The sequence below is a fragment of the Williamsoniiplasma lucivorax ATCC 49196 genome (assembly GCF_000518285.1).
Lineage (GTDB): Bacteria > Bacillota_I > Bacilli_A > Mycoplasmatales > Mycoplasmataceae > Williamsoniiplasma > Williamsoniiplasma lucivorax.
Genome location: NZ_JADH01000005.1, coordinates 22,603 through 38,909 on the forward strand (window position 1 = coordinate 22,603; position 16,307 = coordinate 38,909).

Consider the following 16,307-nt stretch of genomic DNA (forward strand, 5'->3'; position numbering starts at 1 on the left):
TTAATTGTGTTTTTTCAAATTAATTTGCTATCATTTCATAAGGGCAAAGGATATTATGGAAAAATTAACAATTTGAAATGGTTTAGGCAAGATAGCGAAGTTGCACCTAGCAATTCAAATTTTATTTCCTATATTTTTAAAAACTAATCATTTATTTGATTAGTTTTTTTATGCTAAAGAAAAGGAGAAAAATGAAAGAAAATAAAAACACAAAAAACATCGTTGTTGAAAACAACGATTCAGCAGAAAATAATATTCATCTACTTTTAGACGTTCATGAACGTCCTAAAAGTAAGGCGCAATGAATTCTACTTTCATTGCAACATGTTTTTGCCATGTTTGGTGCAACAGTTTTAGTTCCATTGATTATCAATGGAATTGCAACAAGTACAAAAAATCCTGTCTATCCAGGTGAAGTGATGAATATCTCGATGGCTTTGTTTTGTAGCGGGGTTGGAACATTGATCTATATTGCTTTAACAGCTGCTAAGGTGCCGATGTATTTGGGTAGTTCATTTGCTTACATGAGTGGAATTGGGGCTGCTTATCCATTATATGGTAATGCCACATTTGTCGCAATTATGCTTGTTGGGGTTATTTATATAATTTTTGGAACTATTATCCATTTCCTTGGAAAAGATTTTTTAGAAAAAATCTTACCAGCTATTGTGATTGGTCCGATGATTATCATCATCGGAATGAGTGTTGCTCCCACAGCAATTAATAACACCGGTTTAAATTCCAACAATTGAACAGAATCATATTCAAATTGAATTGGCATTGGAATTGCGGCATTTACATTTTTAGTAACAATCATTGCTTCTTTGAAATTAAAAGGTTTTGGTAAAATGGTGGCGATTATTATTGGCGTAGTTGCGGGGTATATTTTCAGCGCCATCTTACACTTCGCCATTCCAGATGCAAATATTTTAAATGTAGATTTATTAAATAATACAAGTAAGTGGGAATGGTACCCATCATTTAAAGGTTTTTGGAATGATATTAAACCAAGTGATATTGGTGCTGCTATTTTAACAGTGACACCATTAGCAATTATCGCAATGGCTGAGCATATTGGCGACCACATTAGTATGGGTTATTTAACTGGTAAAAATTTTGTTAAAAACCCTGGCATTCATCGTACTTTAATTGCTGATGGTGTTTCAATTATTTTTGATGGAATGGTTGGAGGACCACCAAATACAACATATGGCGAAAATGCGTCTGTTGTTGGAATGACAAAAGTTGCGTCGGTTTGAGTTACTGGATTGGCCGCTATTATGGCAATTATTCTGTCGTTTGTCGCCCCAGTTAACCAATTGATTTTAATGATGCCAAAACCGGTTATGGGCGGAATTAGTATTATCATGTTTGGTTTTATTGCAACCAACGGAATTAGAATTTTAGCTAAAAATAATATCGACTTTCAGAATATGCGTAACATTATTATTATGTCCACCGTTTTAGTAATAGGTTTAGGTGGAGCAGTATTAGGATTTACTTCAGGAAATAGTAAATTATTATTATCAGGATCTGCTTTAGCAGCATTTATTGGCGTGATCTTGAACTTAGTCTTACCGCAAAATATTAATCAAGGTTTTCATATTTATCACTATTTAAAAAGTAAATTTAAATCTCGAAAAAAAGATTAAACTTTGCTTTCTGAAATTGATTCTTGATTAACAAATGTTGTGATGAAATTTAAAAAGTCAACTTAGATTATAGTATCAAAAAGACACCATCTTGAAAAAATAGTGTCTTTTGCATTTCACATTTAAATAAATTTAGCAAATGTTAAAGCGACACCCCATATAGAATCAAAGGTTTTTTAATCATTCATGCAACGATTATCTTAGGGGATGATGTTTAAAACTAGCATTTGCTATTGGGTGTGTCATTTGATGTCTTTTTTTATACGTAAAGTTAGATTTTATTTTTTTTATTTATCTGTTTCGCTATTTTTCAAAGCATAATAAGCAGCTCCAATAAGTCCAGCTTTATTTCCTAAAACTGCTTGTTTCACCAAGATCTTATTTTGTTGAAATGGCAAAAGTAATTTGTTTAAATCATGACGAATAATTTCTAAGAGGTTCTCCCCCATTTGGCTTCCACCTCCACCAACAATGATTATTTTTGGATTCAAAGCAAAAACCATTGTTGACATATGAGCAACTAAAGGTTTTAAACATTTACTCAATAAGTCTCTGATTACTTGTGGTTTATTTGCTTGTTGATATACAACAGCAATTTTTTCCAAACTTAGATCTTGATGAGGATGAAAGTATTTATTTAACTCTTGATTGTTTTCGATTTTTAAATAATGTTTAAAAGTTTTAGCTAGACTAGTCGCTGAATTTGCAGCTTCCAAACAATTTGGCAAACCACAAGTACAAGCGAAAATGTTTTGGTGATTGCCACCATGTCCAAATTCACCAGCAAAACCGTTTTCACCAAGAAAAAGTTGACCATTCAAAATGATTGCTCCACCAATTCCAGTGCCTAGAGTATAAAAGATTTCATTGGCAGTTTGGTTTCCGGCACCAACTCAAAACTCTCCCAAAGCGGCAGCATTAGCATCATTTAAAATAAAGATATCTTTCACTCCTAAGTCATAATTTTTCAATTCAGCTTTTAAATCAAAATCAACTCATCCTAAATTGTAAGCCCCTAATATCACTCCAGTTTTCACATCAATAAAACCTGGTGTGGCAAAACCAATTGCTTGAATATCACTTTTAAAATCATAGTTTTTGCTTGCTAATTCTTTTTTAACTTCACTAATTAAGTGCGGCAAAAGTTGAACCACGTTATTTCCAATCACAAAATCGTGTTCCACAATTCCTTGTTGATTCACAACACCAACTTTTGCACTAGTTCCGCCTAAATCAATGCCTAAAAACTTTTTCATACTAACTCCTTCTTATCAAATTTTGATTCTCTTATCGAGATTGAAAATATTTTATCTACAAGTTTAATTTTAGATGTTTTTGTTCTGTTTGAGATAGTTTTATCAAAACATTTTTATCAAAACATTTATTGTTAAATTTTCAAAATCTAAAACGCGAATTGCTATTAATATAAAAGAACCTTTCACCATTAATGTTTTTGTTCACTAACATTTAATGTTCTAATTAAGAAAATTAAATTTAAAAAAGTCAAACAAATGTAGTTTGACTTTAAAACTCTAATCTTTGCCGTCATCAAATCACTGTATTGTGGCTATACCAGCATACTTATTATGAATAGGACTAATCTGAATTCAGGCTTTACTTTTTCTGATGTTAAATGAGATGTAATCAATTTCATCACGCTTTAGTTTAGGTAATCTTTGACGAATTGTTGGATGATTAAAGAACGCATTCAAAAGATTCTCTGGGTTAGGATGGTGAAAATTACTAAATACTATTTTTAGATCACCCTCTTTGAAATATATTAGTAAGTTATAAGATAGTAGAAACGAACCCATATATTCTTCATTGTTGTCTTTGACTTTGATGACTGCATGGCTGTTGGTTGGGTAATCTTTAATTTCAAAGTCAGAATTACTTAAATTATCATATTTTGACAATACATCTGAATTATGATTAACAAAGACATTAATAAGATAATCACGTTCATAACCAATTAATTTATCAAAATCTACTTGTAAAACTGAAAGCTGGCTAATATCTTTTTTTAACTTAAATGTCACATTAAATTTTTCTTTATAAATTTGATTATCCCCCAAGACTTCAATTGTTGCTTTATTTTGGAAATCATTTTGGATTACATGAAAATTATCAATTTGTAACCCATCGAATTGCGGAACATCATTATTTACTTTCATAAAAGCATTAATAATGGTTTCATCTTTGCTATTATTTAATTTTGGTAATTTGGTTATTATTTGGATAATTTCGTTGGCGTCGGTTTTTGTTTTAAATGTTAAATTAAAGCTACCTTGATAATCTTTGTTACTTGCCTTAATCAAAATGGTGGCACTTTTTTTAGAAGTAACGTTAATATAGAGATCTTTTTCTTGCAAATTATTAACCTCATCTTGATCTTTTTTATTTGCTTTATAAAAAGCTAATAAAATTGTTTCTGGGTTATTTTTCTGGATTTCATTTAACTCCACTGTTTGGCTAAGATCTTTTTTCAATCCAAATTTAATATTAAAAATGCCTTGATAATTTTCATCACTTTCTTTAATAGCAATCTTTGCTGAAGAATTTTCTTGATCAATATTTATCAACAAATCTTCCACCCTTAATTGATTGATTTCTTGTTGCTGCTGTTTTTCTGTTTTAAAAAAAGCACTTATGATTGTTTTGTTTTTGCTGTCATTTATTTTGTGCAAGTCAATTGTTTGACTAAGATCTTTTTTTAATCCAAATTTAATATAAAATGAGCCTTGATAATCCTTGTTACTTTCTTTAATAGAAACAATGACAATATTATTAGTTTCTTGTTTTTTTAATTCAAAATCATCAACTCCTAATTCGTGAATTTGTTTAACGTGTTGATTAATGTTAATAAAAGCTTCAATAATTGTTGTTGCCTCTTTGCTCTTTAATTTTGGTAATACTTTGACCACACTTTCTACTTGACTAATATCTATTTTTGTTCGATTTGTTATGGTTGTTATACTTGGTTTATCACAAGCCACTACAGTCAACATTGTAGTTCCAATAATAGAAAAGATTCCAAGCATCGTTAATAGTTTTTTCATTTTGAAAATCCCCTTCTTTTATACAAATGAGAATCACTTCTCATAATAGATTAGGGAAAAAAGTTCAAAATTTTGCATTTTTTTAAAAAAACTTTATTTTTCAATGATTTTTTTAACGAAATTAGCACTTTTTACAAAAAACCCTTTTTCAAGGGGTATCCTTGACATGATTTAATTTAAGATTGTTGTATTTCATTGATTCATCAAAGAATTGGCTATTCGGCTTTGATTATATGTTTTAGAGTTTTGGATAAAATTTATTCAATAAAAGTTGAGTAAAAAACAAAAAATGTCTCTAGACTGAACCCATAAGAGTAGACATTAAATAAAAAACGTTTATCTCTATTAGTTTACTACAAGATTAGAGTATGCTAAGGACACCACATGCCAAAAAACCATCAATAAAACGTGTATATCGGCACACCCTTTTTATTATTTTACAACATAATATATCAAGACTATTTCAATACTTTATTTAAAATACCTTCTTCAAGATCTTTTAAAATATATAAGTGCTCAATTGAATCATAAGTTTCATTTAAATTATTTTTCGCCTGTTTCCATCCAATTCCATCAGTAATTCAAATAAAAGTGACATTTTTATTATTAACCAATTCTCCATTTAAGCTTTTATAACTTCTAGCAGTTTCATTTAGTTTTGAACCATTGCTACCATAAAAATTTACTTCAATTAAATAGATCATTTTGTTAGTTTTGACAACAAAATCAAATCTTTTTTCAGCAAATTTTACATTTTCTTGATTATGAAATTCAATATCAACACCATATGTTTCTTTAATATCTTTTTTACTAAATTGTCGATGATAGACAATATCATGAGCAACATTGGAAAGAAAATTTTCAACAATGTTTTCCATTGATGTTCCAGTTCTGTTTTTTCTGGCATTACTATCCAAACCAACTTCAACCCCAAGAATATAGTCATCAATATTAGAAATTTTATTTTCAGATAATAATCTGAAAATCCCAGTTTCTTGTAAGAATTTTGTATATTCTTCAGGTGCATTATTATTCTTTTTAAAATCAAAGATTTTTAATTTTTCATCAATCACTCCGACTTGATTATTTCTTAAAGCTAACATAATTGGAATTGCTTTAATTACATCTGGATTTTTATCCATCAGTTTTAAAAACTCTGTTTCAATCTTATCCAATGGCACGCCATTTAAATTATTTAAAATATTCAATTCATCTCTATATTCCAATACTTTAAGATATACTTTTTCAAAATCTGTAAAATACTTATAATCAGCAATGGTTGGCTTTAAATTTGCCATTAAATCTTCAAAAGTTTTCATCATTTTTACCTCATCTTAATAATTATAAATTATTGTTTCTACCCCAAATCTTTGGTCACTTTTAGAATTGATCATACGTTTAACATTAACAACATCAATTTTAAAGTCTTTATATAGCTCATTGATTAAAGGTGTGTTGTGATTTGTTAACATCACATAACATCCTCTCTCACTTAGTTGATGAGCTAATTCAGCTAATCTTTTTTGACCCTCAACTCCAAAAGGATTTTTCGTATAACTATCGAATGTTGTGGCATTAATTAAATCATAAGGTGGGTCAAAAAAGATAAAATCACCTTTTTTGGCATGTTTACAAATTTCAGCAAAATCACCATTATTAATCACAACTTTTTTATTTAAGAAGTTGTGTAAATTAATAATGTTTTCTCGATCATATAAATTAATTTCTAACTTTCCATTTCAAGGAGTATTAAAAAATCCTGACTTGTTCACACGGTACAAACCATTAAAACAAGTTTTATTTAAATAAATTAATCTTGCTGTTTTTTCTAATTGAGAAATTTGGTTTCAGTTTTCATCTCGATCTCAACTTCTCATTTCATAAAAATATTCTTTGGGATTATTTTTATGAGCTTCTTGATGTTTATCAAGAAGCTTCATTAAATTAAGATGATCATCTTTAATTGTTTTATAAGCATCGGTTAGTTCTGTTGAAATATCATTAATATAAGTTTTATTTTTATTTTGAAGTGCAAGAAAAACTGCCCCACCTCCAACAAATGGTTCAAAATAATTATTAAAATGCTCAGGTTTACGAACATTTATTTCACTTAATAATTGTCTTTTTCCACCAACTCATTTGATGAAAGGATTAATTTTATTCATTTACTCTCCGATATATTAATTATAAATGTTTTATCAAAAATTATCATTCATTAAAAATAGAATATTTTTGGAATTTAAATTAGTTTGTTACTTGAATATTTCGTTGTAAGAAATATTTTTTCAAACCATATCCTCTAAATGATCACCTAGAATACAAAAAAGTGAATCAGGCTCACTAAATATCATGAAAGCACCTTGTAAAACACCACAATTAACACATGTATTGGCTGGATATTTAGCCCCCACTGTTTTAGAATACATTTTTTTAATTGATGGGATGTTTGCTAACATTCAAGTTGTTATTTCATCCTCAGAAGAATGATCAGGACCGAATAAATCTCCAAATTGTTCAAATTCTTTTATATATTTAGACAATTGATAATTGATTAGATAAGCATATACAGGTGTTGTTTCTTTACACTTCCAACATTCTCTTTTTCAACAATAAATATTCACCCCTTCTTTGCTTAAAATATTTTTAATAAATTCTTTAGAATTTATAGTTGTTTTACACTTGGGAAAATTTGTACACCCAATAAAATACCCATAACTTCCATGTTTAAGTTTCAAAACTCCTTCATCATTAGTACATTTCATTTTTAATACTCCTTTATTTTAGCTAAAATATTTTTATGTTTTACTTACTATTTTTTCAAATAGCTTAAAAATATTGCACATTAGTCTTAAAAAACCCAATAAAGATAGACCATTAAAAACTATAAACTAAAACCAGTTTATAGTAATGAAATTATTCAATTTCAAATATTAAGTTTATGTTTGGGTTTTATAAAAATTATAGATTATTTATTAATGCCAAAAAAACTTGTGGCATTTTTTCTAGTGGCTGCAATTAATTCTTCTTCATTCATGTTTTTTAATTGTGCCAATATTCTTGTTGTTAATGGTAAAAATTTTGGATAATTAACAACTTTGTCATATGGTTTAGGAGCTTTGTATGGTGCATCAGATTCAACCATTAAGTTTTTAATTGGGATGTATTTAATAACTTTTGCCAATTCTTTATTACGAGTTACTTCTCCATTAATGGAAATATAATATCCTAACTCAACTAGGCGGTCAATTTGTTCTTTAGTCCCATTAAAGTCATGAACAACAACTTCTTTGCACTTGAAACTTTCAAAAATTTCTAGAGCATCATTAAATGCTTGTTCAGATTGACCAACATCTTTAATATGAGCCATAATTGGTAAATTATGGCTTTGAGCAATTTTAATTTGCATTTTTAACGCTTCTTTTTGAACCTCAATATAGCGATCAGTTCTTGAATAATCTAAACCAATTTCTCCAATTGCCACCACTTTATTAGCATTCGCTAAAATATCTAGTTGTTCATATGCTTCGTTGGCAAACAAATGCACATCATTGGGATGAATTCCCACAATTGCATAAATATTGGCATGCTTTTCTGCTTGGATCACTGCAATCTTTGAAGATTTGATATCAAATCCGACATTATTAATCAAATCAACGTTTGCTTCAACTGCTCCGCGCACAATATCAGTTGAAGAAATATCTAAGTCTAAATACAAATTATCGTTTAAGTGCGCATGTACATCATATATTCCCATTTTATACCCCTTATTCTTTACTTTAATTATCACATTTTTCTAAAAAATAAAAGCAATAAATTCACATCAGTGGATTTATTGCTGGTTTACTTTTATTTTTTAGTGGAAATCATAAATGCTTGGAAAGCATTTTTTGTTGTTGATTGAATCACAAACGCTTTCTCTAAACCTTTTAATTGGGCAATTTTTTCAATTGTATGGACAATCATTTCTGGTTTATTCATTTCCCCACGAAATGGATGCGGAGTTAAATACGGAGCATCAGTTTCTACTAAAATCTTCTCCATCGGAATTCATTGGGCTGCTTCTTGAAGTTCTTTGGCATTTTTAAATGTCACAGCTCCGCCAATATTAATATAACAACCAAGGGTAATGAACTTTTGAGCATACTCTTTATTAGCGGAAAAACAATGGACAATGACATTTGGTTTGTTGGGGTAGGTGTTTAAAATTTCAATCACATCATCATAAGCTTGGTATTCATTTTTTTGATCACGAATGTGGAGCATAATTGTTAAATCATGTTTAATTGCAATTTCTAATTGCTTTTTAAACATGATTTTTTGCATCGCAATATCTTCTCTTGTGTAAAAATAATCCAAGCCAATTTCCCCAATTGCAACAACTTTATTATCTTCAACCAAACTTTCTAATGTGATTAAATCTTGGTCGTTGTGTTCAACAACAACGTTGGGATGAATTCCTACTGCTACAAAAACATTAGCATGTTCTTGAGCTTGTTTAATTGCTAAAATGGAAGATTTAACATCAAAAGAACAATTTAAAAAATAACCAACACCTTTATGGTTAGCAGCTTTGATTAGTTCAGCTGTCGTGATGCCAAGGTTTTCATACATCTCATCATTAAAGTGCGTGTGAGCATCAAAAATTAAATTAGTTTTCATAATTTCTATTATAACTAATAAAATCGTTTTTATGAATAGTTGGTCACTTTTCTAAATTCATTAGATAATTTAGTTTTAAAGTAGTTTTAATTTTATTATGTTCAACAAAACCAAAATTTTCAGTGTTATAAATGTAAAACACATCACAACAACCATGATTAAAATAAACTAAAACTCGAAAAAGGAAATCTGCAAGATTTTAGGCTTTATCATTTATAATTAAATAGTAATTAATCAAGAAAAATTCTGATTAAAAAATGAACGATACTAAGGAGAACAAATGAAAGCATTTGATTATGAAGATATCCAATTAATACCAGAAATGTGTATTGTGAAATCAAGAGGTGAGTGTGACACTTCAATAAAATTAGGAAAACACACTTTTAAAATGCCGGTTGTTCCGGCAAATATGGCAACTGTTGTCAATGAAGAGTTATGTGAAAGATTAGCTGAAAGAAACTACTTTTATGTGATGCATCGTTTTAATATTGATGTGATTAATTTTGTGAAAAAAATGAAAGCTAAAAGTTTAATTACTTCCATTTCAGTTGGTGTAAAAACTGGTGATTATGAGATTGTTAAAGATTTAAAAGCTCAAAATTTAATTCCTGATTACATCACCATCGATATCGCTCACGGACATTCGTTGGCTGTGCGTGATATGATTCAACATATCCGTCAACAAATGGGAGATCAAACTTTTATTATTGCTGGAAATGTTGGTACACCATCAGCTGTCCGTGATTTAGAATATTGAGGAGCAGATGCAACTAAGGTTGGTATTGGTCCAGGAAAAGTATGTATTACTAAATTAAAAACTGGTTTTGGAACTGGAGGATGACAACTATCAGCTGTTAAGTGATGTAGTAAAGCAGCAACTAAACCAATCATTGCTGATGGAGGAATTCGCGTCAATGGTGATGTTGCTAAATCAATTCGTTTTGGAGCAACAATTGTCATGATTGGTTCTTTATTTGCTGCTCATGCCGAATCACCAGGAAACACTGTCGAAATCGATGGGGAATTATATAAAGAATTTTTTGGTAGTGCTAGCGAATTCAATAAAGGTGAAAAACGTTATGTTGAAGGTCGCAAAGATGTGATTAAAATTCGTGGTTCAATTTTTGAAACATTAACTGAAATGGAACAAGATTTACAATCTTCAATTTCTTATGCTGGTGGAAATAAATTATTAGACATTAGAAAAGTTGATTATGTAATTTTAAAAGATTCTAATTTCTAAAGTTTTAAAAATTAGAACTTAAATAAGAAGTGTAAAACCTTAGGAATTTTTCCTAAGGTTTTCTTTTTAAAAATAGAGTTATATTCTGGTGATGTGATTATTAAAAATGTATGATTTTTAGGCCTTAATTTTAACCCTTTCACGTTCAATGTTTAATATTTGTACATTTTCTTTAGAAAAGTTAATTAGTGAATCTTTTTCAATTTCAAACAATTTAATAACAACCCCAAAATTCACGGGTTCTGGATGATTAAACAAGTCTAGACAAGATATCTCCATATCAACAACATTTTCTATTGTATTAAAAGTTTTGACAAAATATTCATCTATCTTGTCTTGTATTTTAAAATCAATCAAAACTTTATTAGGGTTATATTTTTTAAAGTCTTCTACTAAATTTTTATTTATTTGTTCAAGTTGACCCATTGGATCAATTTCAGCTTTATCTTTCTTTTTTGGTTCTTTGGGATTTAAAACGTTTTTTCTTTTGATTTTTGGAAGACCTTTTTCGGTAACAGAGACACTACTTATTAATGCTATAGAAATATCACAACTTGAATACTCATCACCAACAAAAACGTTTGTGTTTGTAGTATAAGAAATTGATGTTGCTACTAAAAAATTTCTATATTTCTTACCATTTTGGGTATTCTTAAATGGGAGATAAAATTTTTCTACTATTTTTTTACCAGGTTTAATTTGTCCATCATAAAATAATGTGATAACACCTTCACCATCTTCGATATTGCAATTAATCGGGTTGGTTTTTCCATTTTTAATATTTAATTCATGTTCTAGGTTAACATAGGCTTTTAATGAATTTATATTAAAACCATATTTTTTTATTAAATGGGCACATTTTCTGGTTAATAAAGGTGCAGAGATTGATGTACCATCTTCATGATAATTAATATACCCCGATTCACCCAAAGTCCAAACCGTATCATTTAAATTTTCATTTTCTTGGAGTGAATTACCGAAATCATAAGAATTGGGTTTTGAAAATAAGCCAAAAACTTTCATTTTACCAGTATAATGACTTTCTTTATTGTTGTTCTTTTCATCTTTGAATATAGAACCAACTGTTAATGCAAGTATTGAATCTGATCCATATGAAACAACATTGTTATTACCTGCGGCAATAATTATAAGAACCCCATTTTCTTTTTGTATTCTATCAAGTTGTTTACCCATTTCTGAAATAGATAAATTTCTTTTTAATGGTGTTGAAGCATCAAAAACCGATAAATTTCATAGTTTAATATTGGGGTTATTAATTATAATTTCTTCTGTTGTTTTAATAAAATATGACATTTCCATTGTGCCTTGAGGTAATATTCCAAAATGTTTTACTTTAAAAAACCCAAGCCCATCTTTATATTTTTTATTATTAAAAGCGTCATTACCAGCAATTAGTGTAGAAACCATTGTTCCATGGTTTCAATCTTTTTGTTCATTTGATGGCAATGGTGTGTTTTCTGATTCAATAAGTTTAGTCCACGGATCTTCGATACAGGCATAACTGTCAATGACACCTATTTGAAAATTCGGAATTTCCTTATTTTTAAAAGCATTTTCAATTTGTTGTTTTATCATTTCATTATTCAATGCTTCATTTGGGTTTTGTTCATTATCAAAATCTTTATTATAAGTAATTTTATTTTTAGTTGCTGTATTAATAAGAAAAGGAAATTCTTGGATGATTTTTTCTAATTGTAATTCATCCAAGTTTAAGATTAAATCTTTTTTTGATACATATACATCTTCATTAATCTCTATATTCTCACTTTTAAAAATTTTATTAATTTTTTCATAATCTAGTATCGAATTAAATCTAACAAAGAAGTCCCCTTTCGTTATTAGTTCTTTATTTGTTTGATATATTGAAATTTTTGTTAAATGCATCATATCAAGCAAAATGTCTTTTATTATGGTTTTGGTCCTAGATTCATAATAAACATCATCACTTTCTAGAATTTTTTCTATCTCTTTATCTTTTTCTGAAACCCCACTAGATGATTTTAAAATACTATCGATTTTTGTGATTGTTGCTTCATTATTATTAAAAAATTTTATAACAATTTTAATGTGAGTTATTGTTTTCTCTATTGCTGTTTTATCAACTAAATATGTTATTTTGATCGCATCTTCTAAAGTGTTGTCATAATTAAACACATATTTTGAATCTATTTGTTTAAGTGGGTTTTTAACAACATTTTTAAAAAATCGTTTGAACCTATGTCCTTTACCTAATAATTTACTGAAATCACAAGTTATTGGTAATTCTAAAAATGAATTTGCAAAATCATCAAATGTTTTTGTAATATTAAACAATGAATTGATTATATTTTCATAATGTTCAAGAGAGATTTTCAAATTTCGATATTGAGGGGTCCCTCCTCCGTTTTTTTCAAATACACTTTTGATATTTTTGAATTCATTTAACTTATAGATTTCATTTTTCATAAATAATTATTTTTTTCCTTCCAATATTAAATTATTTGCAATTGTTCTTCTATCCTTACCTAAAATGTTACCTATTTCTGAATAGTTAAGATCCATTTCTGATAATTCTTTAGCAGTAATATTTGTTTTATTAAACAAATATTTAATCAGGTTTTGATATATGTTTTTACCTCAAAACAAATTTTCATCAATTATGTTATCAATAACCGAGTAATTGATTGTTTTTGAAAATAAGTCTTTTTCATCTTTAGAGTAAAAAGAGATGATTTTTTCAATTATTCCATAATCAAAATTAATTTGATTTTGTTTAGCTTTACTAGTAAAAATGGTTTTAAAATAATACGGATCAATTTCGTCCATTTCGATTTTGATATTGAATCGACGTAAAATCGCTTCATCAATATATTTACTTTCATTTGTTATACCTATTATAGTGATTCCTTTTTGCAAAGAATCAAACATCATATTAAAACTACCAATCATTCTTCTATATTCATCATTGTTAATATTTTCTCTATTTCCTAACAATGAATCAATTTCGTCAATTAAGATAATTCCATTAGCGGATATCTTTTCAATATCTTTTTTTAAAATATCGATATTTTTATGTGTGTCTCCTAAATAAGAAGAAATTAGCCGAGAGGCTTTTAAAAAATAAATCGGCAAGTTTGTCTTGTGAGATAAAAATTTTACATAACTCGTTTTCCCAGTTCCGGGTTTTCCAGTTATAAAAATTTTGATCATTCTTTGCTTATTCACCATGTTTTTTTGAATTATGTTTACTAATGTTGGTGTGTTCTCTGGAAATGGATCCAAATAATTTTCTTCATCTAATGCATTTTCAAAATGTTCTAAAATCTCTAATTCTTCAATGATTTGTACTTTTTGCTTTGTTTTAGCTAATGATACTTTGTTTTTATTTATTCCAGCATAACTTAATATTGCTTCGTAATCTTCGATACTGTCGTTTTCAAGTAAAAAATTTTGATATTCAATTCTAACCTTATTTAGTTCATCTTTATTATTTAAAAAATAATTTTTCAAAAAATTTAAAAATAATACCCTTTCTTTTTTGTTTTCCATTCTATATACTCCTAATCCTAAATATATTGTACAAAATTAATCAATAAATGTACTTCAAAAGACAATGTTTGTACAACTTTCAATCATAAATGTACAATTATCTAATATTTATCCACATTTCTTAAATTTATAATTTTTACAATTGTTAATAAAACCAAAACTTTTATTGTCATTTTTGATTGTGTAGAATTATTTTTTCCGTGTTTAAAACACAAAAACAAATTGCTTGTTTTTGTGTTGATGTTAGTGTGGTTCCATAAGTTAAATTTGTGAAATTAATTATAAGTTTTTTGAGATAATTTTCTAAAAACTTCAAGTTTTCTTTCTCTATCTTCAAGAAAATCATAAGTTTTATTTTTGATATTCATTTTTTCATCTTCGATGATTAAGATTTTTTCTGATATTAATAAAAGTGTGGCTATCAATTTAGAAAAGTGTGCAAGCCAATTTAGAAAATCATTGGCTTGTTCTTCTTGCCTAAGTGTTAAAGGAAATTCTGAAAATCTTAAATCTGAAAATAAAACAATCATAAATTTATATGTTTCTTTCATTAAATCAAAAAACATATCAGAATCATCAGATTTAAATTTTGCACGAATGAAATGTTTTCAAAGTTCTTTTAATCCAACATACATATATGGAGGAACGCGCTTCTCTCTTATGTTGTCGTATTGATCATCAAATACTCAATTTCATAAATTATAAATGGTTTGTTTAATTAAATCAGATTCACTATTTCTATACCAACTAATAAAATTTGATTGCTCTTTTAATACATTGTTGTATTCTTTCGCAAAGATTGAAATTGCACTAGTAAAAGGTAATATATCACGCATTATGCTTACTCATGTGCTATTTTCTTCTTCTGTCCAATTAGATTCTTGTTTTCCTACTCTTACTTTTTTCATGTTTTTGTTATACTCTTGGATTGCTTTTCATACTCAATCATGAAGAGTTCTGACATTATGGGTGGAATCCCAAACTTTTATCAACTCTATTATTCTTGTATCTTCATTTTTTGAATAACGATATTTTACAAGCAAAATTTCTTCTTCAATTAAAGAATTTAGTAAATCATTATATTTAAATTTCATATTGTCTCCTTATGGTTTTGTTTATTTTGAAAATTTGTTAAATCACATCATTAAGAGTTACTTAGTTATTCCTATTTTGGTATTTATATTTCTGATAATATTGAATCCTAATTTATTATTTCTTTTGATGAAGTTTTTAATATTTCTAATTGTTTTTCTCATTCATCAAGAAAATCATAAGTTCTGAAATTAGTCCCTGATTTTTTGTTTTCATTTCTTGTAAATTTTTCTAAAATTATGAAATAAGTCCAAATGCTTGTTGCATTGTGGTCTATAAACTTTAAGAATTTTCTACACAATTGTTTTTGTCGAGGTGTCAAACCATCTGGTCAGATTTGTAATTTTTTAGATAAATCAATCATAAATTTATATGTTTCTTTTGATGCATTTATAAGCAAATCAATATCATTTGTGGCATCCAGTGTTTCTCTAAAAGTTCTATGAAGTGTCATAACATAAAGGCTCATGAATGCAGGGGTTCTTATACCGGACATATTCATCGATTCACTTTCGAATACTTCGTAAAATAAATTGTAAATGCATATTTTAACTATTTGATAATCAAGTGATTCTGGTAAAACATTGTTGTCTAGGATATCTCGATATTCTTTCATAAATCGTAAAATCGCATTGGTAAAAAGAATCAATTCATCTAGTATTGTTAATCAAATTAAATCTTCTTCTTCAGTTCAATTTGAAATTTTCTTAGTAGCTTTCAATTTTTTCTTATTTTTTACATATTCTTCCTTTTGATAAACGAAGTAACTATTTAGATTTTTAATATTGCGTTGTGAATCGCAAACCTCTAATAACTCTTTGATTCTTGTATCTTCATTTTTTGAATAACGATATTTTACAAGCAAAATTTCTTGTTCAACTAAAGTGTCTAATGCATCACCATATTTAAATTTCATAATTTCTCCTTTGCTTAATATTTTAATCTTACACCACCTTCAATTTTTTTATTTGAAATAAGAATAATGAGAAAAGAATAATGTAAATTTGCTCATTCTGCATTCAAAAAAAGAATCTATACTGTAATGTTTATGAG

Annotated in this window: 13 protein-coding genes; 2 read left to right on the forward strand and 11 right to left on the reverse strand. The window is 27.8% G+C overall.

Annotated features, from left to right (window positions below; all coding sequences use genetic code 4):
* Nucleotides 1-191: 191 nt before the first annotated feature.
* The gene (locus P695_RS05400) at nucleotides 192-1,652 is read left to right on the forward strand and encodes a uracil-xanthine permease family protein (protein WP_051437338.1); all 1,461 of its coding nucleotides are present in this window, start codon (nucleotides 192-194) and stop codon (nucleotides 1,650-1,652) included.
* Nucleotides 1,653-1,939: 287 nt separating this feature from the next.
* On the opposite strand, the gene P695_RS0102240 is transcribed toward P695_RS05400, so the two are convergent.
* The 7 genes from P695_RS0102240 to P695_RS0102270 all read right to left on the reverse strand — a co-directional run bounded on the left by P695_RS0102240 (nucleotide 1,940) and on the right by P695_RS0102270 (nucleotide 9,370).
* Nucleotides 1,940-2,908: an ROK family protein gene (locus tag P695_RS0102240; RefSeq protein ID WP_028126662.1), complete on the reverse strand. Its 969-nt coding sequence runs from the start codon at nucleotides 2,906-2,908 to the stop codon at nucleotides 1,940-1,942.
* Nucleotides 2,909-3,184: 276 nt separating this feature from the next.
* Complete coding sequence (locus tag P695_RS0102245) at nucleotides 3,185-4,711, reverse strand: lipoprotein (RefSeq protein WP_028126663.1); 1,527 nt, start codon at nucleotides 4,709-4,711, stop codon at nucleotides 3,185-3,187.
* Nucleotides 4,712-5,169: 458 nt separating this feature from the next.
* Nucleotides 5,170-6,033, reverse strand: coding sequence for a type II restriction endonuclease (locus tag P695_RS0102250; RefSeq protein ID WP_028126664.1), 864 nt, complete (start codon nucleotides 6,031-6,033; stop codon nucleotides 5,170-5,172).
* 12 nt (nucleotides 6,034-6,045) lie between these two features.
* Nucleotides 6,046-6,876, reverse strand: a complete 831-nt coding sequence (locus P695_RS0102255) for a DNA adenine methylase (RefSeq protein WP_028126665.1) — start codon at nucleotides 6,874-6,876, stop codon at nucleotides 6,046-6,048.
* 87 nt (nucleotides 6,877-6,963) lie between these two features.
* Nucleotides 6,964-7,473 (reverse strand): topoisomerase DNA-binding C4 zinc finger domain-containing protein, encoded by a 510-nt coding sequence (locus P695_RS05405; RefSeq protein ID WP_035026272.1) that lies wholly within the window; start codon nucleotides 7,471-7,473, stop codon nucleotides 6,964-6,966.
* Nucleotides 7,474-7,676: 203 nt separating this feature from the next.
* A complete protein-coding gene (locus tag P695_RS0102265) occupies nucleotides 7,677-8,465 on the reverse strand; it encodes a TatD family hydrolase (RefSeq protein ID WP_028126666.1) in 789 nt (262 codons plus the stop codon).
* Nucleotides 8,466-8,557: 92 nt separating this feature from the next.
* Entirely contained in the window at nucleotides 8,558-9,370 is an 813-nt protein-coding gene (locus tag P695_RS0102270) for a TatD family hydrolase (protein WP_035026274.1), read from the reverse strand.
* Nucleotides 9,371-9,650: 280 nt separating this feature from the next.
* Here P695_RS0102270 and P695_RS0102275 point away from each other — a divergent pair, with 280 nt between their 5' ends.
* Nucleotides 9,651-10,613: a GMP reductase gene (locus P695_RS0102275; RefSeq protein ID WP_028126668.1), complete on the forward strand. Its 963-nt coding sequence runs from the start codon at nucleotides 9,651-9,653 to the stop codon at nucleotides 10,611-10,613.
* Nucleotides 10,614-10,730: 117 nt separating this feature from the next.
* Here the strand turns inward: P695_RS0102275 and P695_RS0102280 are convergent, their stop codons facing one another.
* The 4 genes from P695_RS0102280 to P695_RS0102295 form a co-directional block, all read right to left on the reverse strand.
* Entirely contained in the window at nucleotides 10,731-13,079 is a 2,349-nt protein-coding gene (locus P695_RS0102280) for a S8 family serine peptidase (protein ID WP_028126669.1), read from the reverse strand.
* Nucleotides 13,080-13,085: 6 nt separating this feature from the next.
* On the reverse strand, nucleotides 13,086-14,162 hold the full coding sequence (locus P695_RS0102285) for an AAA family ATPase (RefSeq protein ID WP_028126670.1): 1,077 nt from the start codon (nucleotides 14,160-14,162) through the stop codon (nucleotides 13,086-13,088).
* A 275-nt stretch (nucleotides 14,163-14,437) separates the two neighbouring features.
* Entirely contained in the window at nucleotides 14,438-15,256 is an 819-nt protein-coding gene (locus P695_RS0102290) for a hypothetical protein (RefSeq protein WP_028126671.1), read from the reverse strand.
* A 107-nt stretch (nucleotides 15,257-15,363) separates the two neighbouring features.
* The gene (locus tag P695_RS0102295) at nucleotides 15,364-16,170 is read right to left on the reverse strand and encodes a hypothetical protein (RefSeq protein ID WP_028126672.1); all 807 of its coding nucleotides are present in this window, start codon (nucleotides 16,168-16,170) and stop codon (nucleotides 15,364-15,366) included.
* Nucleotides 16,171-16,307: the final 137 nt, after the last annotated feature.